Annotated in this window: 25 protein-coding genes; 12 read left to right on the top strand and 13 right to left on the bottom strand. The window is 67.3% G+C overall.

The features are described 5' to 3' along the window. Positions 1-3: 3 nt before the first annotated feature. From AWB92_RS04460 to AWB92_RS04440, 5 genes are read left to right on the top strand one after another with little or no spacing between them, the layout of a single operon-like run. Positions 4-1,218, top strand: coding sequence for an amidohydrolase family protein (locus AWB92_RS04460; RefSeq protein WP_085184233.1), 1,215 nt, complete (start codon positions 4-6; stop codon positions 1,216-1,218). After that, positions 1,202-1,624, top strand: a complete 423-nt coding sequence (locus AWB92_RS04455; protein ID WP_085184232.1) for a nuclear transport factor 2 family protein — start codon at positions 1,202-1,204, stop codon at positions 1,622-1,624. Before AWB92_RS04460 ends, AWB92_RS04455 begins: the two co-directional genes overlap by 17 nt. Further along, the gene (locus AWB92_RS04450) at positions 1,621-2,718 is read left to right on the top strand and encodes an acyl-CoA dehydrogenase family protein (RefSeq protein WP_085184231.1); all 1,098 of its coding nucleotides are present in this window, start codon (positions 1,621-1,623) and stop codon (positions 2,716-2,718) included. Before AWB92_RS04455 ends, AWB92_RS04450 begins: the two co-directional genes overlap by 4 nt. A gap of 51 nt (positions 2,719-2,769) precedes the next feature. After that, positions 2,770-3,516 (top strand): acyl-CoA dehydrogenase family protein, encoded by a 747-nt coding sequence (locus AWB92_RS04445; protein ID WP_085184355.1) that lies wholly within the window; start codon positions 2,770-2,772, stop codon positions 3,514-3,516. A 53-nt stretch (positions 3,517-3,569) separates the two neighbouring features. Further along, positions 3,570-3,833, top strand: a complete 264-nt coding sequence (locus tag AWB92_RS04440) for a DUF4190 domain-containing protein (protein WP_085184230.1) — start codon at positions 3,570-3,572, stop codon at positions 3,831-3,833. Here AWB92_RS04440 and AWB92_RS04435 read toward each other — a convergent pair. Beyond that, positions 3,830-5,005, bottom strand: coding sequence for an acyl-CoA dehydrogenase family protein (locus AWB92_RS04435; RefSeq protein WP_085184229.1), 1,176 nt, complete (start codon positions 5,003-5,005; stop codon positions 3,830-3,832). The genes AWB92_RS04440 and AWB92_RS04435 overlap by 4 nt on opposite strands. Before the next feature lie 219 nt (positions 5,006-5,224). Between AWB92_RS04435 and AWB92_RS04430 the strand changes: the two genes are divergently transcribed. The 3 genes from AWB92_RS04430 to AWB92_RS04420 all read left to right on the top strand — a co-directional run bounded on the left by AWB92_RS04430 (position 5,225) and on the right by AWB92_RS04420 (position 7,741). Then, positions 5,225-5,875 carry a TetR/AcrR family transcriptional regulator gene (locus tag AWB92_RS04430; RefSeq protein WP_068179042.1) on the top strand — a complete coding sequence of 217 codons (651 nt, stop codon included), beginning with the start codon at positions 5,225-5,227 and terminating at the stop codon, positions 5,873-5,875. Between the two features lie 169 nt (positions 5,876-6,044). Further along, entirely contained in the window at positions 6,045-6,896 is an 852-nt protein-coding gene (locus AWB92_RS04425) for a mycofactocin-coupled SDR family oxidoreductase (protein ID WP_085184228.1), read from the top strand. 8 nt (positions 6,897-6,904) lie between these two features. Then, positions 6,905-7,741, top strand: coding sequence for an SDR family NAD(P)-dependent oxidoreductase (locus tag AWB92_RS04420; RefSeq protein WP_085184227.1), 837 nt, complete (start codon positions 6,905-6,907; stop codon positions 7,739-7,741). On the opposite strand, the gene AWB92_RS04415 is transcribed toward AWB92_RS04420, so the two are convergent. From AWB92_RS04415 to AWB92_RS04375, 9 genes are all read right to left on the bottom strand, one after another. After that, the gene (locus tag AWB92_RS04415; protein WP_085184226.1) at positions 7,674-8,144 is read right to left on the bottom strand and encodes a hypothetical protein; all 471 of its coding nucleotides are present in this window, start codon (positions 8,142-8,144) and stop codon (positions 7,674-7,676) included. The two genes, AWB92_RS04420 and AWB92_RS04415, sit on opposite strands and share 68 nt — an antisense overlap. A 62-nt stretch (positions 8,145-8,206) precedes the next feature. Next, positions 8,207-10,636 (bottom strand): CoA transferase, encoded by a 2,430-nt coding sequence (locus AWB92_RS04410; RefSeq protein WP_085184225.1) that lies wholly within the window; start codon positions 10,634-10,636, stop codon positions 8,207-8,209. Next, positions 10,629-11,747 (bottom strand): M24 family metallopeptidase, encoded by a 1,119-nt coding sequence (locus AWB92_RS04405; protein ID WP_085184224.1) that lies wholly within the window; start codon positions 11,745-11,747, stop codon positions 10,629-10,631. The genes AWB92_RS04410 and AWB92_RS04405 overlap by 8 nt, the downstream gene beginning before the upstream one ends. Beyond that, positions 11,737-12,978, bottom strand: coding sequence for a Xaa-Pro peptidase family protein (locus AWB92_RS04400; protein WP_085184223.1), 1,242 nt, complete (start codon positions 12,976-12,978; stop codon positions 11,737-11,739). The genes AWB92_RS04405 and AWB92_RS04400 overlap by 11 nt, the downstream gene beginning before the upstream one ends. 10 nt (positions 12,979-12,988) lie before the next feature. Then, positions 12,989-14,050: an amidohydrolase family protein gene (locus tag AWB92_RS04395; protein ID WP_173817352.1), complete on the bottom strand. Its 1,062-nt coding sequence runs from the start codon at positions 14,048-14,050 to the stop codon at positions 12,989-12,991. 160 nt (positions 14,051-14,210) lie between these two features. Further along, positions 14,211-15,455 (bottom strand): cytochrome P450, encoded by a 1,245-nt coding sequence (locus AWB92_RS04390; protein ID WP_085184221.1) that lies wholly within the window; start codon positions 15,453-15,455, stop codon positions 14,211-14,213. A 1-nt stretch (position 15,456) separates the two neighbouring features. Next, positions 15,457-15,651 carry a ferredoxin gene (locus AWB92_RS04385; protein ID WP_066936812.1) on the bottom strand — a complete coding sequence of 65 codons (195 nt, stop codon included), beginning with the start codon at positions 15,649-15,651 and terminating at the stop codon, positions 15,457-15,459. Between the two features lie 10 nt (positions 15,652-15,661). Then, positions 15,662-16,342, bottom strand: coding sequence for a TetR family transcriptional regulator (locus AWB92_RS04380; RefSeq protein ID WP_085184220.1), 681 nt, complete (start codon positions 16,340-16,342; stop codon positions 15,662-15,664). A 67-nt stretch (positions 16,343-16,409) separates the two neighbouring features. Then, entirely contained in the window at positions 16,410-17,219 is an 810-nt protein-coding gene (locus AWB92_RS04375; protein WP_085184219.1) for an SDR family oxidoreductase, read from the bottom strand. 139 nt (positions 17,220-17,358) lie between these two features. On the opposite strand from AWB92_RS04375, the gene AWB92_RS04370 reads away from it, so the two are divergent. From AWB92_RS04370 to AWB92_RS04355, 4 genes are all read left to right on the top strand, one after another. Continuing rightward, positions 17,359-18,126: an SDR family oxidoreductase gene (locus AWB92_RS04370; protein WP_085184218.1), complete on the top strand. Its 768-nt coding sequence runs from the start codon at positions 17,359-17,361 to the stop codon at positions 18,124-18,126. A 23-nt stretch (positions 18,127-18,149) separates the two neighbouring features. Then, positions 18,150-18,893 carry an SDR family oxidoreductase gene (locus tag AWB92_RS04365; protein ID WP_085184217.1) on the top strand — a complete coding sequence of 248 codons (744 nt, stop codon included), beginning with the start codon at positions 18,150-18,152 and terminating at the stop codon, positions 18,891-18,893. 7 nt (positions 18,894-18,900) lie between these two features. Continuing rightward, positions 18,901-19,767, top strand: a complete 867-nt coding sequence (locus AWB92_RS04360; protein WP_085184216.1) for an ABC transporter substrate-binding protein — start codon at positions 18,901-18,903, stop codon at positions 19,765-19,767. Positions 19,768-19,848: 81 nt separating this feature from the next. Beyond that, positions 19,849-21,423 carry a multicopper oxidase family protein gene (locus AWB92_RS04355; protein WP_085184215.1) on the top strand — a complete coding sequence of 525 codons (1,575 nt, stop codon included), beginning with the start codon at positions 19,849-19,851 and terminating at the stop codon, positions 21,421-21,423. Positions 21,424-21,426: 3 nt separating this feature from the next. Here AWB92_RS04355 and AWB92_RS04350 read toward each other — a convergent pair whose 3' ends face one another. Genes AWB92_RS04350 through AWB92_RS04340 form a run of 3 tightly spaced genes read right to left on the bottom strand, consistent with a single transcriptional unit; the run spans position 21,427 to position 24,069 of the window. After that, positions 21,427-22,248, bottom strand: a complete 822-nt coding sequence (locus AWB92_RS04350; protein WP_085184214.1) for an alpha/beta fold hydrolase — start codon at positions 22,246-22,248, stop codon at positions 21,427-21,429. 13 nt (positions 22,249-22,261) lie between these two features. Next, positions 22,262-23,254 (bottom strand): cyclase family protein, encoded by a 993-nt coding sequence (locus tag AWB92_RS04345; protein WP_085184213.1) that lies wholly within the window; start codon positions 23,252-23,254, stop codon positions 22,262-22,264. Next, on the bottom strand, positions 23,242-24,069 hold the full coding sequence (locus AWB92_RS04340; RefSeq protein WP_068179097.1) for a coniferyl-alcohol dehydrogenase: 828 nt from the start codon (positions 24,067-24,069) through the stop codon (positions 23,242-23,244). The genes AWB92_RS04345 and AWB92_RS04340 overlap by 13 nt, the downstream gene beginning before the upstream one ends. Position 24,070: the final 1 nt, after the last annotated feature.

The following is a 24,070-nucleotide window of genomic DNA, read 5'->3' as shown; positions in this document are numbered from 1 at the left end:
CCGGTGTTGACGCTCAAGGCCGCCGGGCTGCTTGACGTCGACGCCGGCGAGGTCGTCTCCCCGGGCGTCGTCCGGATCGAGGGCGACCGGATCGCGGGAGTGGGCGGTGAGCCCGAGGGTGAGCTCATCGACCTCGGCGACCGGATCCTGCTGCCCGGGCTGATGGACATGGAGGTCAACCTCCTGATGGGCGGGCGCGGGGAGAAACCCGGCCTGTCCCAGGTTCAGGACGACCCGCCGACCCGGGTGCTGCGCGCGGTCGGCAACGCCCGCCGCACGTTGCGCGCCGGCTTCACCACGGTGCGAAACCTCGGGTTGTTCGTCAAGACCGGCGGTTACCTGCTTGACGTCGCGCTTGGCAAGGCCATCGATGCGGGCTGGATCGAGGGGCCGAGGGTGGTGCCGGCCGGCCACGCCATCACCCCGACCGGCGGCCACCTGGATCCGACGATGTTCGCCGCCTTCGCCCCCCACGTGCTCGATCTGACCGTCGAAGAGGGCATCGCCAACGGGATCGACGAAATCCGTAGGGCGGTGCGCTACCAGATCAAACACGGCGCCGAGCTGATCAAGGTCTGTTGCTCGGGCGGAGTGATGTCGCTGACGGGACCGCCTGGCGCTCAACATTATTCGGACGAGGAACTGTGCGCGATCGTCGACGAGGCGCACCGGCGCGGGCTGCGCGTCGCCGCGCACACGCACGGGGCGGACGCGGTCAAGCATGCCGTCGCGGCCGGCATCGACTGCATCGAGCACGGCTTCCTGATCGACGACGAGGCGATCGCGACCATGGTCGAGCACGGCACGTTCCTGGTGTCCACCCGGCGCCTGGCGGAGGGCATGGACGTCTCGCACGCCCCGCCCGAGCTGCAGGCCAAGGCCGCGGAGATGTTCCCGAGGTCACGCACCTCGATCCTGGCCGCCCACCAGGCCGGTGTGAAAATCGCCGTCGGCACCGACGCCCCCGCGATACCACATGGCAAAAACGCCGATGAGCTTGTCACCCTGGTGGAATGGGGCCTGCCGCCGCTGGCGGTGCTGCGCGCGGCCACGGTGACTGCGGCCGAGCTGATCAACTCGACCGACCGGGGCCGGCTGGTGCAGGGCCAGCTCGCCGATATCATCGCGGTACCCGGAAACCCGTTGGAAGACATCACCGTTACCCGGCACGTCAGCTTCGTCATGAAAGGCGGCAAGGTCTATGCCAACCAGAACTGACGATCTGGTCGAGATTCAGCAGCTGCTCGCCCGCTACGCGGTGACCATCACCCAGGGCGACATCGAGGGACTCATCGGCGTCTTCACCCCGGACGGAACCTACAGCGCGTTCGGCGACACCTATCGGCTGGACAGGTTCCCCGAGCTGGTCGCCGCGGCGCCAAAGGGCTTGTTTCTCACCGGAACTGCCCTGGTGGAAGACATCGAAGGCGATTCGGCCAGCGGCACGCAGCCGCTGTGCTTCATCGAGCACGCCACCCATGACATGAGGATCGGCTACTACCGCGACACCTACGCCCGCACCGCCGACGGGTGGCGGCTGAAGACAAGGGCGATGACCTTCATCCGACGCAGCGGCGTGCACGACTCCGGGCGCCCACACGCCGTCGGCCGTCCGCAGCCGTGAATGTCGAGGAGTTCCGGGCGGGCCTGTGCGCGTGGCTCGACGACAATGATCTGACCCCGGGACCCGATCACTCGCTGCGGGGCCATATGCAGCAATTCGCCCGCGTCAGCGGTGCGTTGTACGACGCCGATTGGATGCGCTATGGCTGGCCCGTCGAGGTCGGCGGCCTGGGTGGGCCCGCGGTGCTCCGCGCGATCGTCGGCGAGGAAGTGGTGGGCCGGCGACTGGCCGAGCCCGGCCCGTACTCGATGCTCGAAGTGCTCGCTCCCACGATGATCGATTACGCGCCCGCCGAACTCGCCGCGGAAATGGTGCCGCGACTGCTCAGCGGCCGGGAGCATTGGTGCCAAGGCTTTTCCGAGCCCGGGTCCGGCAGCGACCTGGCGTCGCTGTCCACCCGCGCCACCCCGGACGGCGACAACTGGATCGTCAACGGCCAGAAGGTCTGGACCAGCTTCGCGCAATTCTCCACCCGCTGCGTCCTGCTCACCCGCACCGCGCCGGCGCAGCCCTCTCATGATGGAATCACGGCGTTCTTCGTCGACCTGGACACCCCAGGCATCACCATCCGGCCGCTTCGCACGATGCACGGGGTCGACGAGTTCTGCGAGGTCTACTACGACGACGTGGTGATCCCGTCAAGCCGCATGCTCGGCCGACCCGGAGACGGCTGGCGACTCGCGATGGACCTGCTGCCCTATGAACGCTCCGCCTGCTTCTGGCAGCGGATCGCCTACCTCTACTCGCGCTTCGACGAGCTCATTGCCGAAGCGCGGGAACCCGACGAATCCGCTTTGGGCTCGGCCTATCTGGCGCTGCACACGCTGCGCTGCCGATCCCGGGACACCCAGCACCGATTGCGCGACGGCGCGCGATTGGGACCCGACACCTCCATCGACAAAGTGCTGCTGGCCACCGCCGAGCAACGGCTCTACGACACCGTCCGTGACCTGTTGCCCGGGACGCTGGAACTCGACGACACGCCGTGGCGCTCGGAGTACCTGTACTCGCGGGCGGCCACCATCTATGGCGGAACCGCCGAGATCCAGCGCAACATCATCGCCCGCCGGCTGCTCGACCTCGGGAAGGAGTGAATCGTGGACGCCGAGGCGCTGCAGCTGCTGGCCGACTCCCTGCGCACCACCATGACCGCCGCGAGTGGGGCCAAGCTCGACGCGGCGCTGGCAGATCTCGGCTGGCACGACATGCTCGATGAGATACCAGACGTCGCAATACCTTTGGTGTTCCGGCTGCTCGGCGAGACCGGTGCGCACGCCCCGGTGCTCAATGACGTGGTGCTGCGAGCCATCGAACGCGGGGACCGCGGAACCGTGCCCCTGCCGTTCGCCGGGGAGGCCTGGGTGGTGTGGGAGCGCGACGACCGGGCCACCCCGACGCTGGACGGGCTGCCGATACGCCATGTGCCGCAGGGAAATCCGGTTCCGCTCGCGGCGGGAAGGCGGGCGGTGGGCTGGTGGCTGGTCGGCAGCAGCCGGGCGATGCTGTCGCTGGCGCGCCAGCATGCCGTGGACCGCGTTCAGTTCGGTCGGCGCATCAGCTCGTTTCAGGCGATCCGGCACCGGTTGGCCGAAACGCTCGTCGCGATCGAGGGCGCCGAGGCGACCCTGCATGCCGCCGACCAGCCGGAGGACGCCGACGGCCTGGCGTCCCTGCTGGCCAAGGCCGCGGCCGGTCAGGCGGCGCTCACCGCCGCACGCCACTGCCAACAGGTGCTGGGCGGCATCGGCTTCACCGCCGAGCACCTGCTGCACCACCACGTCAAGCGGTCGCTGGTCTTGGACGGGCTGCTGGGTAGCGCGCGGGAGTTGACCCGGGAGGCCGGGACGACGTTGCGGGCCAAGGGCTTCGCGCCGCGGCTGGCGCAGCTGTAACGCGCGGCGGGGCCGACGCGTAAACTCGGCAGGCCACCAAGAGATCGGACGCAATGACCCAACCCGACATACCCCGGAACGAGGTCGGCGTCGCCTCGTTGCTCGTGGGCATCGTCGCGCTCCTCACCTGCTGGCTGCTCATCGGGGTGCCCTTCGGCATAGCGGCGGTGATAACCGGCGACGTCGCCCGTAGACGAGTGCAGCGCGGCGAGGCCAGCAATCCCCGAATTGCCCTGGCGGGCATGGTGTTAGGGGCTATCGCGATCGCCGCGGGGCTGGCGGCGATCGGTTACTACGCCTGGTTGGACGCGCGCTAGTTGCGCGGCAGGCCGAGCACCCGCTCGGCGATGATGTTGCGCTGAATTTCGGACGTGCCGCCGGCGATGGTCGCGGCGAAGCTGCGCGCGTAGCGGTCGAACCAGCTGCGGTAGTGGCTGTCGAGGTTCAGCGGGGCGAACGGGGCGGTCACCGCGTGGTAGACGAGTCCCTCGGCGCCCGCGGCGTTCAGCGCGTCCTCGGCGGCGCGTTGCAGCGCCTCCGAACCGAGCAGCTTGAGCACCGACTGGGCCGGTACGTCCTCTTCCCCGCGGGCGGCGCGCGCCAGGGCCGCCGAGCCCAGCAGCCGCAGCGCGTAGGAATCCATCACCAGGGTGGCGTAGCGGTCCCGCTCCAGCGAGCCGGACGGACTGAAATCGACGGTCAGCTCGTGCAACAGGTCGACATACCCCATCCACAGCATGATCCGTTCGTGCCCCAGCGAACCGGTTGCCACCCGCCAGCCCTCATCGAGCTTGCCGACGAGATTCTCGGCCGGCACCCGCGCGTCGGTGAAAAACACCTCGTTGAAGTCGATTTCATCGCCGTCGCACATCGAGGCGAACGGGCGGCGCACCACGCCCGGGGTGTCGGTCGGGATCATCAGCGCGCTGATGCCCTTGTGTTTCGGCTTGCCCGGATCGGTGCGCACGAACGCCAACAGCACGTCGGCGTCGTGAGCGCCCGACGTCCACACCTTCTGCCCGTTGACCACGAAGTGGTCGCCGTCAAGCACCGCCCGCGTTTTCAGCGACGCCAGGTCCGAACCCGCGCCCGGTTCGCTCATCCCCAACGACGCGGTGATCTCGGCCCGCAGAATCGGCACCGCCCATCGCCGCTTTTGCTCCGGGGTGCCAAACGTCAGCAACGACGCCGCGATGATGCCGACGCCTTGCGGATTGAAACTCTGATAGATGCGCCGGCGCCCCAATTCCTCCAGATACACGTATTGCTGCAAGAGCGTGGCGTTGCGACCACCGAATTCCGGCGGATTGCCGGGCAACAGCCATCCGCTGTCGAAGAGCAGCCGCTGCCAGCGCCGGGCCCACTCCGGGATGTGCGAACTCGACCGGGGGCGCTCGACCGCCTCGGCCTCGGAGGGAAGGTGCGCGTCCAGGAAGGCCACGAACTCGGCGCGGAACGCCTCGACGTCGGCATCAAAGCTCAGTTGCACAGCACTCCTGCGAAAGGCGGTTTCCGGATTCTCGGGGACGGCGTGGTTCGCTCTTGCGATTAAGCTTCCATACACACGTGTAAGAGAATACTATTCTCGTCATGAGAAAGTTACAATCTCCGACACGGCGTCCATAGGGGGTCGAGCACACCGATGGCACGGCGTTCTCCGGTAGAGTCCAATCATGTTCTCCCCACGCGGCAATCGTCTGAGCCGACCGTGACAAGCCCGAGCGAAGAGCCGGCCTGGAAGCAGCGCGCCGTCGAACGGTCGATCAAGACCGCGAAATTGCGCGCGGCACAGCGAGTTCAGCGGTTCCTCGACGCGGCACAGGCGATCATCATCGAGAAGGGCAGCACCGACTTTACCGTCCAGGAGGTCGTCGACCGGTCCCGGCAGTCGTTGCGGAGCTTCTACCTGCAGTTCGACGGCAAGCACGAGCTTCTGCTCGCCCTGTTCGAAGACGCCCTGAGCCGGTCCGCCGACCAGATCCGCGCCGCCACCGAGAGCCAGACCGACGCGCTGGAGCGCCTCAAGGTCGCCGTCGAGCTGCTCTACGAGGCGTCCCGCCCCGACCCGACGGCCAAGCGGCCGCTGTTTACCGACTTTGCGCCCCGTTTGCTGGTGACGCATCCTGCCGAGGTCAAGGTCGCACATGCCCCCCTGCTGGCGTTGCTGACCGAGCTCATGGAGGCCGCCGCCGACGCCGGCAAGCTGCGGGCCGAGGTCAACCCGAAGCGGATGGCCGCCATGACCATGCAGACCGTCATGTTCATCGCCCAATCCAGCGGCGGCTCCGACGACGCAACGATCCATCCCATCACCGCCGACGAGGTGTGGGACTTCTGCTCACGCGGATTCGTCGGCTAATACGCCTACTCGCCCCGTAGGGCCGAGCACATAGCGCACGCCATTGCCAGCGGAGAACCATGTTCTCTAATATCTAGAATCAGAATGCACCGAAACGGATCCGCCGTTGACGCCCGTCGGCCATGCCGGCTGTTCTGCGCCGAGCCACCGAGGAAATGAGGTAGGAGCAATGACTGGACGTGTCGAGGGCAAAGTCGCCTTCATCACCGGGGCGGCGCGCGGTCAGGGCCGCAGCCACGCGGTGCGATTGGCGCAGGAGGGCGCCGACATCATCGCCGTCGACATCTGCAAACCCATCCGCGAGGGCCAAGCGGAGGGCTCGGCGATCCCGGCGTCGACCCCGGAGGACCTGGCCGAGACGGCCGACCTCGTCAAGGGGCACAACCGCCGGATCGTCACGGCCGAGGTCGACGTGCGCGACTATGCCGCACTGAAAGCCGCCGTCGACAGCGGAGTGGAGCAGCTGGGCCGGCTGGACATCATCGTCGCCAACGCCGGCATCGGCAATGGCGGTCAGACGCTGGACAAAACCAGCGAAGAGGACTGGACGGAAATGATCGACGTCAACCTGTCCGGGGTGTGGAAAACGGTGAAGGCCGGCGTCCCGCACATCCTGGCCGGCGGACGCGGCGGATCGATCATCTTGACCAGCTCGGTCGGGGGGCTCAAGGCGTACCCGCACACCGGGCACTACGTCGCCGCCAAGCACGGCGTGGTGGGGTTGATGCGCGCGTTCGGAGTCGAGTTGGGGCAGCACATGATTCGCGTCAACTCGGTGCATCCCACGCACGTGAGCACGGCGATGATCATGAACGAGGGCACGTGGCGGATGTTCCGGCCGGACCTGGAGAACCCCGGGCCCGACGACATGGCGCCGATCTGCCAGATGTTCCACACGCTGCCGGTCCCGTGGGTGGACCCGATCGACATCAGCAACGCTGTGCTGTTCTTCGCCTCCGACGAGTCTCGCTACGTCACCGGCGTGACCCTGCCGATCGATGCGGGTAGCTGTCTGAAATAGTCCGTCCTATGGACGGATTTGAAGGACGCGCCGCTGTCGTGACCGGTGGGGCGAGTGGCATCGGCCTGGCCACCGCCACCGAGTTTGCCCGCCGCGGGGCCCGCCTCGTGCTCGCCGACGTCGACCAGCCCGCGCTGGAACAGGCCGTCTCGCACTTGCGCGGCGAGGGTTTCGACGCGCACGGCGTGACGTGCGACGTGCGGCATCTCGAGGAGATGGTTCACCTCGCGGACGAAGCGTTTCGCCTGCTCGGCCAGGTTGACGTCCTCTTCAGCAACGCCGGCATCGTGGTCGCGGGTCCGATCGCGCAGATGACGCACGAGGACTGGCGCTGGGTTATCGATATCGACCTGTGGGGGTCCATCCACGCCGTCGAAGCGTTCCTGCCGCGGCTGCTCGATCAGGGCACCGGGGGCCACATCGCGTTCACCGCGTCGTTCGCCGGACTGGTCCCCAACGCGGGCCTCGGGGCGTACGGCGTGGCCAAGTACGGCGTTGTGGCCCTGGCCGAAACGCTGGCCCGCGAGGTCAAGGACAACGGCATCGGCGTTTCGGTGCTGTGCCCGATGGTGGTCGAAACCAAGTTGGTCTCCAACTCGGAACGAATCCGCGGCGCGGATTACGGCCTGGCGTCGACGCCCGACGTGACGGGTTCGCTCGGGCCGCTGCCGGCGCAGGACCAGACGCTGGGTGTCGACGACGTGGCGCGGCTGACCGCCGACGCGATCCTGGCCAATCGTCTGTACGTGTTGCCACACGAGGCGGCGCGCGCCTCGGTCAAGCGTCGATTCGACCGCATTGATCGCACTTTTGACGAGCAGCAGGCCGAGGGCTGGGCGCACTAGCGGTTCGCAGCGGAGCGAACAGCGCCGCGGCGGCTACGACGAGCAGCGGCAACAGAATTCCGTTCAGCGTCGCGTCCCGGGTGTTGTACATCTGCAGCATCGACAGGTGGTAGAGGCAGTGCAGCGTGTTGAAGACGAGCCAGGCGACCGCCGTGACCCGGACCAGCGTTTGGTTGTCGACCAAGACAAAGGTCACCGCGGTCAGCGCGGTCAGGGCCAGAAACATTGCCCCGACGTCCTTGACGAAGTGCTCGTTGTACGGGCCGAGTTGCGGGAGCCAGCTCATGCCGAAACCGGGAAAGTTGTCATACCAGTGCCGCGGCGCCGCGTAGGCCCACCCGCCCGTGACTGCGCCGCCGGCGCCCAGCAGAACCAATGCGCCTCGATGAAGTAGTGCGTCCATACCCTTCAGACGCCGCGGCAGCCGGAAGTGTGACGACGGCGGCCGCGACATTGGCGAGCGGCCTACATCGCGGGTGCGCTGCCGATGACTCCGTCGGCTTCCAGGTCCGCGATCTCCGCCGGGGTCAGGCCCAGCGCGGTGAGCACCTCATGGTTGTGTTGTCCGAGCGTGGGCGCGGGAGTCGCGTGGAAGCGCCCGGGCCCTCCGGAGAATCTCATGGGTACGGTGCTGAGCCTGGCCCGGCCGTTCAACGGGTCGTCGACCACTTCGAAGAAGTCGCGAAATGAAAGCTGTTGCAGCTCCGTTTGGCGGTGCGGCTGCATCACCTTGGCCACCGGCACGCCGGCGTCCCACAGGACGGTGACGATCTCGTCGCTGCCGCACGGCTCGCACCACGCGGCTAGCCGCTCATCGATCAGGTCCTGGCAAGCGCGCCGCCCGGCGTGCGTCGACAGCTTGGGATCTGTTGCCCAGGAAGGCGACCCGAGCGCAGCGCACAGCCGTTCCCATTGGTCGTCGGTTTGCACCGCGATGGCGACCCAGCAGTCGGGCCGGCCGAATTCGTCGATGTCGGCACTGCGGTAAAGGTTTTGCGGCGCCGCCGTCGGTCCGCGGTTGCCGGCGCGCTGCAGCAGCGCCCCGTAGGCGGTGTACTCGACGACCTGTTCGGCGGAAATGCTCAGCGCCGCATCAACCATCGAGGCCTCGACCAGCACCCCCTGCCCGGTGCGGCGCCGGTGCTCCAGCGCCAGCAGGAGAGCGTTGAGCGCGTGCACACCGGCGTTCGGGTCACCGATCGAATACGGCTCGTAGGGTGGGCGGTCGGGGTAGCCGGTGAGCCAGCTCAGGCCGGACGCCGATTCGATCGCGTAGGCGAACGCCGGGTTGTCGCGCCACGGCCCGTCGAGCCCGAACCCGGGCATGCGCAGCATCACCGCGTCGGCCCGAACCGCTTGAACCGCAGCAAAATCCAGCCCGATCTGGTCCAGCACCCGGGGGGTGAAGTTCTCCACGATCACGTCGCATGTCGCAATGAGCCGCAGTAGCACCTCCCGGCCTTGCGGACGCTGCAGGTCCACCGCCAGGCCCCTCTTGTTGGTGTTCAGCGCCGCGAAGATCGGCGACTTGTCCCACCACTGCTTTTCGGTGCTCGGTATTCCGGCGATGAGCCGGGTGCCGTCGGGCCGGCGGGCGGACTCGACGTGGATGACTTCGGCGCCGAGCATGGCCAGAAAGTGAGTGCAGCAGGGCCCGGCCCAGAAGGTGGTCATGTCCAAGACCCGAAGTCCGCTGAACGGCAGGGGCTTCGGCGACCGGGAGGTCACCGGCGCGGGTCGCGGGCTCAGGGCCGCGGCCCGGTACCGCGCGGTGTGCTCGCCCAACCGCGGCGCGGCCGCCGGCTGGCGTAGCGTCGCGGGGCGCATCCGGTAGGGGTGGCTTGGCTGGTCGAAGTCGCCGCGTGGGTTGCGTACGAAGGAACCCCGTTCGACGAAGTGCTCCAACGACTCGATGTTGGCGCCGTTGGCGACGGGCGCGTTGGGGATCCGGAAGGCCGTCGCGAGTTCGCGGATCTCGTCGACCAGATTGGCCTCGACCCAGGCGTAGATGTCTTCGGCGTGGACGTTGGCCTGCTCCGTGATGGTGAGCGGCGATTCCTCGTCGATCCACTCCGGGTGGCCGACCATCGCGCACAGGTCGAACCACTGCTGCGCGGTCCCGCAGCCGAGGTCGACCAGGCCGTCCTTTGCCTGCGCCACGCCTGGCACCGTGAGGCGCCTCGCGTCTCGCCAGGGCCGGCCGAGCATCTCGAAGTAGGTCACCGGATAGTAAGTCAGACAGAGGATTTGGGTTTCCAGCATCGACAGGTCGATGATTTCGCCGGATCCCGCCGAGCCTTCGCGGCGCAATCGCGACGCCAGGGTCGCGGCGCTGGCGTACGCGCCGGCCATGTACTCCCCGACCTGTCCGCCGACGAAGACCGGTGCCCGTTCGGGCAACCCGCGGCCCAGCCCGACGATCCCGCCCGACCATGCCTGCAGTGTGAATTCGGTCGCCGGCCGGTCTCGCCAGGGGCCCCGCAAGCCGAACGGCGTGATCGACGTGACGATCAGGTGTGGGTGCGCCCGATGGATCGCGTCGGGCGTGAACCGTGGGTGTTCGGCCACCCGCGACCCCCGAGACCACACCACCGCGTCCGCCGCGGCCAGCAACCGGGTGACCAGCTCGACGTCGTCGCCGGCCGCGGGGTCGGCGACGACACTGTGCTTCGACCCGGACAGGAAGGTGAATAGCGCCCCGTCGGTGTCGGCCGGGATGGACGCGCCCGAGGACGACCAGCGCCGTAGCGGATCACCTTCCGGTGCTTCGACTTTGACGACGTCGGCGCCGCCGTCGGCGAGCAACTTCGTGCAGTAGGCGCCGGCTATTCCGGTGGAGAGGTCGACCACCGTGCAGCCCGCCAAGGGTGATTCGGCCCTCGGTTGCTCATTCATGCCATGACGGGCTCGAGGTCAGGACCTCGGGCCCGTCGGCGGTGATCAACACCGCCTCGCGCCCGAATACCGCACCGACGCCCTGCTCCCACACGTAGCCCGTCACGGCCAAAACCATTCCAGGCTCGAGTCGTTCGTCGGCCGCGGTGTGCGGCAGGTGCTTCGACACAACCGGCGGGTCGAAGCCCAGGCCCAACCCCCGGGCCACCGGCATCGTGGGCGCCGGTTCCCCGGCGGCCTCGTAGGCCGCCAGCAATTCGGCGGCCGCGGCGCCGGGCCGGCAGGCGTCGATCAGCCTCGCCCACAGGTAGCTACAGCGCCGATACAGGTCGGCGGCGCCTGAGACGTTCCCGGCCGGCCAGGTGCGCCCGACCTCGCCCATGTAGCCGCCGGCCAGCACGCCGGCCGAAAATGCCACCAGATCGCCGTCTTTCACGCGGCCGTCGCCGCTGACCCGTCGCCACGAGTGGTCGCGCGAGGTGATCCACGCGAATTCCTGATTGGACGGCGTGCTGACACCCCCCGCCGCCATGGCCTCCAGCATGACGCCGGCCAATGTCTGCTCGGGCACGCCGGGGTGCAACTCGGCCACCGCGGCGGCCAGGCCGGACTCGGCCACCGCACAGGCTTCCCGCAGCGCGACGATCTCCTCGGCGGTTTTGACCCGCCGGGCGGCGCGCATCGCCAGCTCGCCGTCGACCAGTTCGGCATTGGGAAATGCGGTTGGCAACAGCTGCGCGAAAGCCGGTGAGAGCGCGTCGGTTCCGACGCGCCGCGCCGTTGCCGCACCGTCGATGCGTTGCAGCGCCGACATAGTGTTGGCGGGGTTCCACGAGATGCCGTACAGGTTCTCGTGGGGAATGTCTTCCGGGACGCCCTCGTCCCACGTGCTGAGCAAGTGGATGGCGCCCGTCTCGCGAACCAGCACGCAGGACGGGCCGAATGGCCGGGTGCCGGCGACCCACAGCTGCGGGGTCCCGGTGACGTAGCGGGTGTTGGCCTGACGACCCAACACCAGCACATCGAGGTCGTGCGTCGCCATCTGGTCCAGGACGCGCTGACGGCGACCCGATCGTAGCGCCCGATCATCGGGCAGAACGTCAACGGACATGGGAGCCGTAAGGGGCATAAGGGTAGTCGGTCAATCGAGTCGAGCCTTCCTCGGTGATCACCACGACTTCTTCGCTGCGGTAGCCACCGGTACCGTCCTCCCAGACCACCGGCTCGAGCACCAGCACCATTCCCGACTGCAGAACGAAGTTGTCGTCGAACTCCTGACCGAGATCCGTTCCGATCATGGGCATTTCGGCCGCGTTGACGCCGATCCCGTGGCCGAGATAGAAATGCGGCAGCCAAGGCCGGGTGCCGTCGTTGGCCGCGATGGCGGCCCTGCCCAGATCGCCGGCGGTGGCGCCGGCACGAGCCACGGCCTCGACGGCCGTCATGATGTTCTGCCACCGCTCGAATTGCGCCTGCTGGCGAGGCGTCGGCTCACGGCCGACGATCCAGGTGCGGCCGAAATCCGAGCAGTAGCCGTGGTAGGTGATGCTGACGTCGGTCCACAGGACGTCCCCCTCGGCCAGTTCGCGCTCGGTGCTCAGCAGTGGCAGCGCCAGGTCGCCGTGCGTCGTCCAGACTCCTTCGGCCTTGCTTGGCGGCATCACCTGCCAGATCGGCTCGAGCATGCTGGCCATGGCGCCCAACTCGAAGGCCCGCCGCAAAAAGCTTGCGGATAGGTCGGTCTGGCGGACGCCGGGGGCAAGGGCCTTGTGAACGTCGATCATCGCCTCGTCGGTGATCCGCACGGCGGTGCGGATGCAGGCCAGTTCGTCCGGGGTTTTGACCACCTTCGCGGCGCTGACGATGGGCGCCGCGTCGGCGGGCCTGCCGTTGGGGAACAACGACTTCGTGGCACGTGACATCGCGCCGGTGCACTCGTCGACCGCGATCACGGCTCCGGCAGGTATCAGATCGGCCAATTGACGAGCGAAATCGCCGACGCCCTCGTCGAATTCGAGGTAGACCGGTCCGTGCAGATGGTCGGCGGGAAGCTCCGACTCGTGCGCGACGCCCTCACGGAACGGCAGGAACAGGTGCGGCCACTCGTCGTCGCCGAGCACCACGGCCACCGGCCGCTCGACGTAGGACAGGCCCGCATCACCCAGCGGCCAACTGGTTCCGGTGGCGTACACCACCGCGTTGTTGCCCAGCAGGACCATCGCGTCGACACCGCGTTCCGCCATGGCCGTGCGCAATCGCGCGCCGGTCTCGCGACGCATCCGGGCCAAATCCGGGGTCTCGGGGAGCACCAGGCCGGCGTCCGACTGTGCCAGCGTCGTCATTACGCCACCCCTACAGGCCCAGGAATTTGGTGATATTGCCGCTGACGATCCGCGCCGCGTTCTCCGGTCCGACGGCCTCGACGACCGCGGCCAGTGACTTCTCCGAGTAGCCGTAGGTGCTTTCGTTGTGGGGGTAGTCGCTGGACCACATGACCTTGTCGACGCCGATCTTGTCGATCAGCTCAAGGCCCAGGGGGTCCACCATGAACGAGGCGCTCATGTGGTTGTCCCAGTAGTAGCGCACGTCGTGCTGCAGCGGCCGGTTGAACATGTGCTGGTACGAGGCCACCAGGTGCTCGGCGTCTTGCAGCGCCCAGGGAACCCATGAGATTCCGCCCTCGAACCACCCGATCCGCAGGCTCGGGTGATCGTCGAGGATGCCGCCGAAGATGTACTTGGAGAACGTCTCCCGGAACCCGTCGATGTTGATCATCATCCCGACGACGACGCTGTTGAACTCGCACGGGCTCTTCGGCGGGGTTTCGCCGATGTGATGGGTGATCGGCAGGCCGGAGGCCTCGATCTCGTCCCAGACGGCGCGCATGGACGTGCTCGAGTAGTCGATGGGATTGCCGTCGTCGTCCTTGCCCGGATTCAGCGGCATCAGGAACGTCTTGATTCCCAACGACTTGAGCTCGCCCAGCGTCTTGCGCGTGCCCTTCGGGTCCCACCAGTTGATCAGGCCGGCGCCGTAGAAGTGGCCGCTCGAGCGTTCCTGGAGTTCGGCGATGTACTCGTTGTAGATGCGGAACGTGAGTTCGCGAAGTTGCTTGTCCGGGTAGTGGAAAAGCGCGAGCACCGCGTTGGGGAATGCCAGTTCCTTGTCGACGCCGTCGTCGTGCAGCTCCTGGATCCGGGCCTCGATGTTGGTGCTCGCGGCGCCGGGCAGGTCGTCGTACTGCATGAGCACCGCGCTGAAGTCGCCGGGGAGGAATGATTGTCCCTTCCGCCCGACCTGGTAGGCGCCGTCTTCGTACCAGATTCGCGGGGCCTTCTCCTTGAACTCGTCGGGGAAGCGTTGGTAGAAAATGTCGTCGGCCAGGGAGATGTGGTTGTCCGCCGAGAACACCACGGTGCCCTCCGGCAGGCCCACGTTGACCCCGTCGGCGTGCCCACGGCGATCCTTCGGTGCGCCGAAGCCTTGGGGCGGGTAGAGCGACGGGGCGCTGGTCTGTGTCGTCATCGTTGACTCTCCGTTCGGATCGGCACTTCGGGCTGCTTGGAAAAAGATTTCACCAGGTGACCGGCAATTCGTATACGCCGTAGGCGAGCCGGTCCTCCTTGAACGGCACTTCCTCGAACGGGATCGCCAGCGCGAGAGTGGGGATGCGGCGGAACAACGTCCGGTAGACGATCTGCAGCTCCGCCCGGGCCAGCTGTTGTCCCACGCACTGGTGCCTGCCATAACCAAACGCGACATTGCGATCGGCCCCGGACCGGTGCAGGTACAGCCGATCCGGCTCGGTGAAGGCGTGCGGATCCCAGTTCGCCGGGGCCAGGTCGATGATGATTCCTTCACCGGCGCGGATGACCTCTCCGGCAATGCTGATGTCTTCCAGGGCCACCCGGCGCTGGCCGTTCTGGATGATGCTGAGGTAACGCAACAGCTCCTCGACCGCATTGGCGACAATCTTGGGGTCGTCGGCGTCGCGGATGACGGCCAACTGGTCGAGATTTTCCAGTAGCGCAAGCACGCCGAGCCCGATCATGTTGGCGGTCGTCTCGTGCCCGGCGATCAGCAACCCGGTACCCAGCTGGGCGGCCTCTTTCACGCTCAGCTCGCCGGCCTTGACCCGCTCCGCGAGATCGGACACCGCGTCCTCCGCCGGGTCTTCCATCTTCGCCTCGACCAGCTGGCTCAGATATTTGTGGAGGCTCATCGCGCCTTTGGCGGTGTCCTCCCCCGTCGCATACCGCGCGAGGCCGACGGTGGCATGGTGCTGAAACATCTCCGCGTCTTCGTAGGGCACCCCGAGCATCTGGCTGATCACCAGTGACGGGACCGGCAACGCGATGGCGCTGACGATGTCGGCGGGCTTGGGTCCGGCCAGCATCGCGTCGATGTGGTCGTCGGTGATCTGCTGGATGTTGGGCCGCAATCCCTCAACCCGCTTGAAGGTGAAGGGCTTTGACAGCATGCGCCGGAAGCGGGTGTGCTCCTCGCCGTCGGACGTGAAGACCGACCGCGGGCGCTTGTGCACCGTGGCCAACATGCCCGCGTTCCAGTGCGGAAACCCGGGCGCCCGGTCATCGACGCTGACCCGGGAGTCGGAAAACAGTTCCCGCACTTGGTCGTAGCCCGTGATGAGCCACGGTGTGCTGCCGTCCCAAATCCGAACCCTGGACAGCGGCTTTGCCTCGGCGAGCGCCATGACGTCCGGAGGCGGCGCGAACGGGCACGTGGCATCGCGCGCCATCGGATAGTCGGGGATCTGCGGATCCGCTCTGGTCTCGGTGCTCGTCAGTGTGTCCGACATGTCATTCCTCGATGTGGATGGCCAGCGCGGGGCACGCCGCGGCCGCACGGCGCGCACCCTCGGCCTGCTCGGCCGACGGATTCGGATTGAGCAACACGACGACCCCGTCGTCGTCGCGCTGGTCGAACACCTCGGGCGCGTTCATGACGCAATTGCCCGAGGACGCGCAAATGTTCTGGTCGACAGTAACTTTCATCGGCGGGCCCCTACTCGTCCGGCGTGACCGGCGCCAGCCACAGGCCCACGATCGCGTCGATAAGGCCGGATGCGGCGGCGCGCCACGACGATTGGTGCATGGTCGAACCCGCCGCCAGCGCGCGTTCGCGGTCCGCGCAGGTGTGCATCAACACGTTGCGGGCCATGATGTTGCGTTCGAATCGCACCTCGGCCGGCAGGTCGGGCAGGCAACCGTTGATGCCGTCGACCACCTGCACCAGCGACGGTGAGCTGAGCGCGCCCTTGACGATGATGTTGTAGTAGGCCGGGTCGGTCATCGCCTGCGCGGCGAAGCGCGCGTACCAGGTGGGGTTTCCCAGCTCCGCCAGGTGGTCGGTGAGCGGGCGCACCAGGCAGGCCACCCAGTCCCGCATCTGCGCGACCCGCCCGTCTTTGGTGCCCGACTCCAACAGCTCGGCCACCATCTGCTCGCGCAGCTGCTCGACGGGCCCGCGGTGCTTCTGCTCGATGGCCCGGACCAGGTCCGCCTTGGTACCGAAGTGGTAGCCGACCGCCGCGTTGTTGCCCTGGCCGGCGGCCTCGCTGACCTGGCGGTTCGACACGGCGAACATGCCGTGCTCGGCGTATAGCCGCTCGGCCGCCGCCAGGATCGCCTCCTGGGTCGAGCTGGCCCGCTCGGTGCGGACGGCCCTGCCTGCGGTGGTGGTCATCCTGCTAGTCAACCCCGGCCCCCAGTTTAAGTCAAGCGCTTGATTTAAATATCTCCGACCGGTGCGCTCACTCCTTGCGCTTGGACCGAATCACCTTGCCCGCGACCGTCCCGCCGTCCACCGGCAGCACCGTTCCGGTGACGTAGCGCGACCGGTCGCTGGCGAAGTACAGCGCCGCCTCGGCGACGTCCTCGGGGGTGCCATCGCGCTTCAGCGGCCGGTCGTCCCGCATCGTCTGGCGGATCTTCGCCTCGAAGCGCTCGAGCTGCTCCGGATCCATGTTCGCCGCCGACTTCGCCACCAATGGGGTGGGGATACTGCCGGGCGCGATGGTGTTGACCCGAACCTCATAGTGCGCCAACTCGATTGCCGCGCACTTGGTGAAGTGGATGACCGCCGCCTTGGAGGCCCGGTAGGTCATCACGCCGCCACCGGCCTGGATTCCCCCGATCGAGCTGATGTTGATGATCGAACCCCCGCCGTGGGCGGCCATGTGCCGGGCGGCGTCTCGGGTACCCGCCATCACGCCGAGAACGTTGACCGCCATGACGCGGTGGAAGTCGGCCAAGTCGTCGTCGAAGAATCGGGGATGCATGGTGGTCGAGATTCCGGCGTTGTTCACCATGACGTCCAGGCCGCCGAACTTCTCGGCAGCCGCGGTTACCAGCGACCCCACCTGCTCGGGATCGGACACGTCCGTTCGCCGGAACAAGGTGTCGGGTCCCAGGCTCGTTGACAGCGCCTCCCCCGTTTCGGTTTCGACGTCGGCGATGACGACCCGCGCACCCTCGGCCACAAACTTCTCCACGATGCCGCGACCGATTCCCGAGGCGCCACCGGTGACAATGGCTACCTTGCCCGCCAGATCGTTGACCACACGACGAGTTAATCGGCGTGCGCGGCGTTAAGTCAAGCAAGTGATTTAAGCGGTGCCGGGTCTGGGCACCTATCCGCGTTCGCGCGTACGTGCAATGCTGAGTTCGCCACTTCACGGCTACCTCGGGAGGGATCGTTTCATGAAGGTCTTGGTTATCGGCGGCACCGGACTCATCGGCTCGCAGGTCATCGCCAACCTCACCGAGATGGGACACGAGGCGATTTCGGCCTCACCGAGCTCGGGCGTCAACGCCGTCACCGGCGAGGGTGTCGCGGAAGCTATGGCGGGCGTACACACCGTGGTGGACGTGGCCAACTCGCCATCCTGGGAAGACGATGCCGTGCTGAACTTCTTCACCACCTCGAGCCGTAACCTCCTCGACGCCGAGCGCGAGGCCGGTGTGCAGCACCACGTCGCGCTCACGATCGTGGGTGCCGACCGTACCCAGGACAGCGGCTATATGCGAGCCAAGGTCGCGCAGGAAAAGGTGGTCGAGGAATCGGGAGTCCCGTATTCGATCGTGCGGGCGACCCAGTTCTTCGAATTCGTCAGCGGGATCGCCGATTCGGCGGCCGACGGCGACACCATTCACCTGCCGCATGCGGCGTTCCAGCCGATCGCCGCGAAGGACGTTGCCACGGCCGTCACCCAAGCGGCGATCGGCGATCCGACCAACGGCATCACCAACATCGCCGGTCCTGAAAAGCTGGGCATGGACGACTTCGCCCGCGCCAGCCTCGCCGCGGACGGCGACGCACGCGAAGTCGTGACCGATCCCACGGCCCCCTACTACGGCGCGGTGCTCGACGACCAGAGCATCGTTCCGATCGACGGCGAAGACCCGACGATCTACCCCACCCGGTTCAGCGACTGGAAGGCCTCCCACACCTCCAGCGGCGCGCAGTAAGCCAACGCGGGGGATCGACGCTGATGCCTCGGGTCGCATTGATCACCGGCGCCAGCCGCGGCATCGGTGCGGCGACGGCACGAGTTCTCGCCGAACGCGGATTTCGGGTGGTGGTCAACCATCGCGCCAGCGGCGAGCAGGCCGACGAGGTGGTCGCCGGCATCACATCGGCCGGCGGCGAGGCCGTGGCCATTCGGGCCGACGTCACCGCGCCGGGTGACGTTTCCGCCATGGCCGCCGAAATCGCGCAACGCTGGGGCGGGGTCGACGTGCTGGTGCACAACGCGTTGATTCCGTTCGTCGTCACCTCGTTCGCCGACCTCACCTGGGAACAGCTCGGCGGCAAGCTGGACAACGAACTGCACGCCGCGTACTCGCTGACGAAGGCCGTTGTGCCGGGCATGATTTCGCGCGAGTACGGCCGGCTGATCTTTCTCAGCACCGGCCTCTCGCGGCGTCCGCGCGACGGGATGATCGCGCTGGGCACGGCCAAGGCCGCCCTGGACCAGTTCGTCCGCTACCTCGCGCTCGAGCTGGCGCCGCACGGGATCACCGCGAACCTGGTCGCGCCGGCCACCGTCAGCGGAACGAAGGTGACGGGGCAGCTTTCGCCGGAGCGGGTGGGTCAGCTCGGAGAGGCTTCACCGATGGGAAGACTCGTGACTCCCGACGAGGTGGCCAAGACGATTGCGTTCTTGGCAAGCGAGGATTCGGGTTTCACCACCGGACACTACCTGCCGGTCAACGGCGGACTTGCGATGGACTGAATCCGCCATGCACACGATCGACCTGGCCTATGTCGGGCGCGGCGTCCACGAGGAACTTGTCGCCTACGTCGCCGACCAGGAGGGTTGCTTTGCGGATGAGGGTGTCCACGTCGCCGTGCGGGACGGAATCGCTTGGGACACGGAACGTCTGCGCTCTTGCGCCACGATCGGCCTCGGCCGTGCCGTCTTGTCGCGGTTGACCCATGGCATCGAGTGGGCGGTGCTGACCGTCAACACCCACCGCCCGTTGTTCTGGTTTCTGGGCGGCGCCGACGTGCCTTCCATGGCGGACCTTCGCGGGCGCCGGCTCGCCGTACACGCGCCGCACACCGCACCCGGTTGTTTCGCGCGAATCGTGTTGCGCCAGCACGGTCTTGATCCCGATCGCGACCTTGAGTGCGTGGTGCGGTCCCCGGGCGACTATCAGATGGATCTGCGGCGGCTGCGGGACAAGTCGATCGACGCCGCCTATGTCGGTAGCACTCTTGCCCCGGAGCAGGTCGCCGAGGAGGAAGGCTTCCACGTGCTGGCGTGGGTGGGAGATCACTTCCAGATCCCCACCGTCGGAGTGGCGGTGGATGCGGAACGCCTGGCGATCGACGGACCGGCGGTGCAGGCCGTGGTGCGGGCCAACAGGCGCGCCCTGCAGACGATGGCCGACCGACCCGATGTTGCGATCGATTACCTGGCATCGTTTTTGAACCGGCTGACGCGCGATGAGGCCCGACGCCATTACGAGCGTTACATCGGCCCCCACTTCACCGCCGACGGCCGGGTGGACCTCGACGTCGCCCGGCGCGCGGTCGACGCCGTCGCGGCCGAACTCGGTGTGGCCTCGATCCCCGCCCACCAGATCTACCGCGCCGCCCGATAACCAGCCGGTACTTGCGTTCCGGCCAACCGCCGAGCACGGTATAAGTCGCCGGGGTGATTCGACCGAGACGAGGAGCGCTCCATGCCCGTCCCCTTCGACGCGACGCGGCTCACCCGCCGTGGCTTCATGGCCGCCGGCATCGCCGGCGGCCTGGCGCTGGCGGCCTGCAGCCAAACCAAGTCCCAGGGGTCGAGCACGTCCGCCCAAATGGCCGCCGCCATCGCCGCCGCCGAGGCGGTCCGGCCACACAGCGGGCGCACCGTCACCGCCAGCCTGACGCCGCAGCTGACAGATATCGATCTGGGCGGGCCGGTCGTGCGCACGATGGCGTATGGCAACGGCATTCCCGGACCGCTGATCCGGGCCAAGATAGGCGACGAGCTCGAAGTCACGGTCGCCAACCGGTTGGACGCCGCGACGTCCGTGCATTGGCACGGCGTCGCGCTGCGCAACGACATGGACGGGGCCGCGCCGGCCACTGCGAACATCCCGGCCGGCCAGGATTTCACCTACCGGTTCTCCGTCCCGAATTCGGGCACCTACTGGGGTCATCCGCACACTGGGCTGGACGCCGACAAAGGCCTTTATCTGCCGGTCATCGTCGACGATCCCAGCGAGGGCGACTACGACGCCGAATGGATTGTTGTCCTTGACGATTGGACCGACGGCGTCGGCAAGAGTCCGCAGCAGCTCTACGGCGAGCTAACCGGCCCGAACAAGCCCAGCAGGTCGAACATGTTCACGACCACGACCACGACGAGCTCGACCATTTCGACGACGCCGAGCGGCTCGCCGACCTCGACGACGTCCACCTCCGGGATGTCCGGGAACGGCGGCGGCAGAAGCGACCTGCTCGGCGGCGACGCCGGTGACATCGACTATCCTTACTATCTGATCAACGGCCGAATCCCGGTGGCGCCCAACACATTCACCGCGAAGCCCGGCCAGCGCATCAGGATCCGTTTCATCAACACCGGATCGGACACCGCATTTCGCGTCGCGCTGGCCGGCCATTCGATGACGGTCACCCACACCGACGGCTTCCCCGTCGTCCCCACCCCGGTCGACGCCCTGCTCATCGGCATGGCCGAACGCTACGACGTCATCGTCACCGCCGCCGACGGCGTCTTCCCGCTGGTCGCGCTCGCGGAAGGGAAAAACGGCCTGGCGCGCGCGCTGCTGTCCACCGGGGCCGGCAGCCCACCGGACGCGGGGTTTCAGCCGGCCGAACTCAAGCAGCGGGTCGGCACCATCGAGATGTTCACTGCCACAACGCCCGTCAACCTGGGCCGACCGCAGCCCGACCTCGACCTTCCGGTGGTGTTGGGCGGCAACATGATGCAGTACAACTGGACCATCAACGGCAAACCCTACAGCCAGACGGATCCGCTGCACGTCCGCGAGGGTGAACGGCCCACGATCACGTTCGACAACACCACGATGATGTACCACCCGATTCACCTGCACGGCCACACCTACCAGCTGATCAAGGCCGACGGCAGCCCCGGCCCCCGCAAGGACACCGTCATCGTGTTGCCCAAGCAGAAGGTGCAGGCCGTGCTGGTCGCCGACAACCCGGGCGTGTGGCAGTTGCACTGCCACAACACCTATCACCAGGAAGCCGGCATGCAGACCCGGCTCGAGTACGTCTTCTAGATCTCAGGCGGTCGCGAGGAAGTCGAGCAGCAACTCGTTGACGGCGGCGGCCCGTTCGATTTGTGGGCAGTGACCGGCCTTTTGCACGACCACCGATCGGGCACCGTCGATCTGTTTCGCGATCTGAGCGGCCCAGCCGGGCGGGAGGAGTTTGTCGTCCCCGCCTTCGATGACGAGCGTCGGCACGGTGATGCGCTCGTAGGCGCGCGCGCTCGACGGGGTCGCGGATGGCGCGGCGTCGGGCCGCCGAAATCGGGCCGCCGCCACCGCCTCCCACGCGCCCGGCGCGGTGCTCGACTCGTAACGGCGCCGCACGAAGTCCTCGTCCGCCGGGTACCCGGGATCGTGGAACAGCGCCTCGACGATGCGGCGCATCGCCGGCAGCGTCGCGTCGTACTGCTGCAGCGCGTCGAAATGCCGGTTCTGCTTGATCTCGCCTCCCCCGCAGATGATCACCAGGCTGCGGACCGGCAGCAGCGGCGTGTCCGAGGTGGCGTCGGTGAGCAGGTTGATGGCGCCCATCGAGTTGCCGACGAAATGCGCGGAGTGGACTTCGAGCTCCTCGCAGAATCGCGCCACGTGCCGAATCCGCATCCGGCGCCCTTCCACGAAGTCGATGACCTTCGCCGACTGCCCGAACCCCAACTGGTCCGGTGCCAGGACTCGGTAGTGCGCGGCCAGGGCGGCAATGTTGCGCTCCCAGCCGAGTTCCGCGCTGGCGCCGAATTCGCCGCCGTGCAGCAGTACCACCGGGTCGCCTTTGCCCGCCTCCAGATAGCTGGTGTGCAGGCCGTCGACCAGCAGTGTCTTGCGATGAATCTCCAAGCGCCCGCCTTGTCTACTTGATCGCGATCGGGTTCACCGGGGAACCCACGGCGCCAACGACTCTCAGGGGCGGCGCGACGAGCTGGAATTCGTACACGCCGTCGGCCGCGCAGTCGTCCGCCAGCGCGGTGAGGTCCCAGTACTCGCCGAACATCATCCCCATGTCACGCAGGCAAAGCAGATGCAAGGGGAAGGTGATCCCTTCCACTCCGGAGACCAGGTCCTCCACCTGGAGGTTGTCGGCCGCGACCGCCGCGATCTCGTGATCGTGCAGCCACGTAGCGCACCGCCAGTCCAATCCGGAGTAGCCCTCCAGCTTGTTGCCGGTCTCCAGAAACCTTGCCCACCAACCCGTTCGGATCAAGACGATGTCGCCCCGGCCGATCGTCGCCCCCTGCGCGCGAACCACGTCATCGAGTTCCTCGGGCGTGATCGGGTTTCCGGCCTCCAGGAAGACCTGTGCACCGCGATGGCGGACCAGGTCCAGCAGCACACCGCGCGAGGTGATGCCCTTGCCGTCGACCTTGTCGATGCCACAGTGGAAGGCGCCCATGCTCGTCACCGAATCCGCCGGGAAGCCGTTGTAGAGCTGACCGTCGTAGTAGACGTGCGACAGCGCATCCCACTGACTGGCGGCCTGCAACGGCATGATGATCATGTCGTCGTTGAAGCGGAACGGATTGTCGGCCGTCATATAGTCGCTCAGTTGCTTGGCCAGCGGGTTGCGTGCCCAATCGGGACCGTATTTCGTGAGCGTGTGGACGTCCCCACCGTCCACCGTCATGACATGCACGGGATTGTGCCGAAACTCGAAGGCGCCCTGCGGCCCCGAGGCGCCGAAGTCCACGCCGAGCGGAAAGACCTTGCCGTGCCGAACCAGGCCCGCGGCTTGCGCGACCTTGTCGGCGGTGATGAAGTTCAGCGTGCCCAGCTCGTCGTCGGTTCCCCACCGCCCCCAGTTGCAGACGTCGCGAGCGACTCGCCGAAAGTCGGTTACGTCGGCCACGGCGCTCCTTTCTCGAGCTCGCGCGCAATCGACGCGCCCACGTTTCCGCCGTCGACCCACACCACCTGACCGGTAATGTAGCTGGCCGCTCGGCTGTTGAGAAACACCAAAACCGAGGCCTGTTCGGCCGGCTCCGAAACGCGACCCAGCGGCTTGGGGATGTCGTCGAGGAAGCCTTGTCCGTACGCCGTGCGCAGCTGGTCGAGGATCGGGGTTTCGGTGACGCCGGGTCCGGTGCAGTTGATGCGGATGCCCCGTGCGCCAAGGGGTGCGGCTTTTCGCATGGTGTAAAGGATGATCGCCTCTTTGGACAATTGGTAGCCGCCGCCGGCCAACGCATCCGGATGCGCATGACACCAGTCGATGCCTTCGGCCATCGTCGCGGTGTTCAGCAGCGGCGCCACCGCCCCCAGGTGGTCGCGATACGCCGCCGCGGCCAGTGACGACACGCTGACAATCGACGACCCCGGGGGCATCTTTTCGATCAGCGCCTCGGTGAGCATTCGCAGTCCGAGGAAGTTGATGGTGACGACCAGCGGGGGGTCGCCGATCCCGGACGAGACACCGGCCACGTTGAACAGCGCGTCGACGGGCCCCTCGACGGACGCCACCGCCCGGTCGATCGAGGCCGGATCGGCAAGGTCAACCTCGTGAAAAGCGTTGAGCTCGAACGCCGGGCGGCGCTTGTCCAGCCCGACGACGTCGGCCCCGAGTTCATTAAGCTGCCGCACCACGTGCTCGCCGATGCCCGAGGCACATCCGGTCACCACGGCACGGCGGCCGTCGTAACGCCACAGATCGTCGATCTGTCCCACG

It is taken from the genome of Mycobacterium sp. IEC1808, from assembly GCF_002101935.1.
GTDB lineage: Bacteria > Actinomycetota > Actinomycetes > Mycobacteriales > Mycobacteriaceae > Mycobacterium.
The sequence above is the reverse complement of the archived record's forward strand: the minus strand, read 5'-3'. Positions and strand labels throughout refer to the sequence as shown.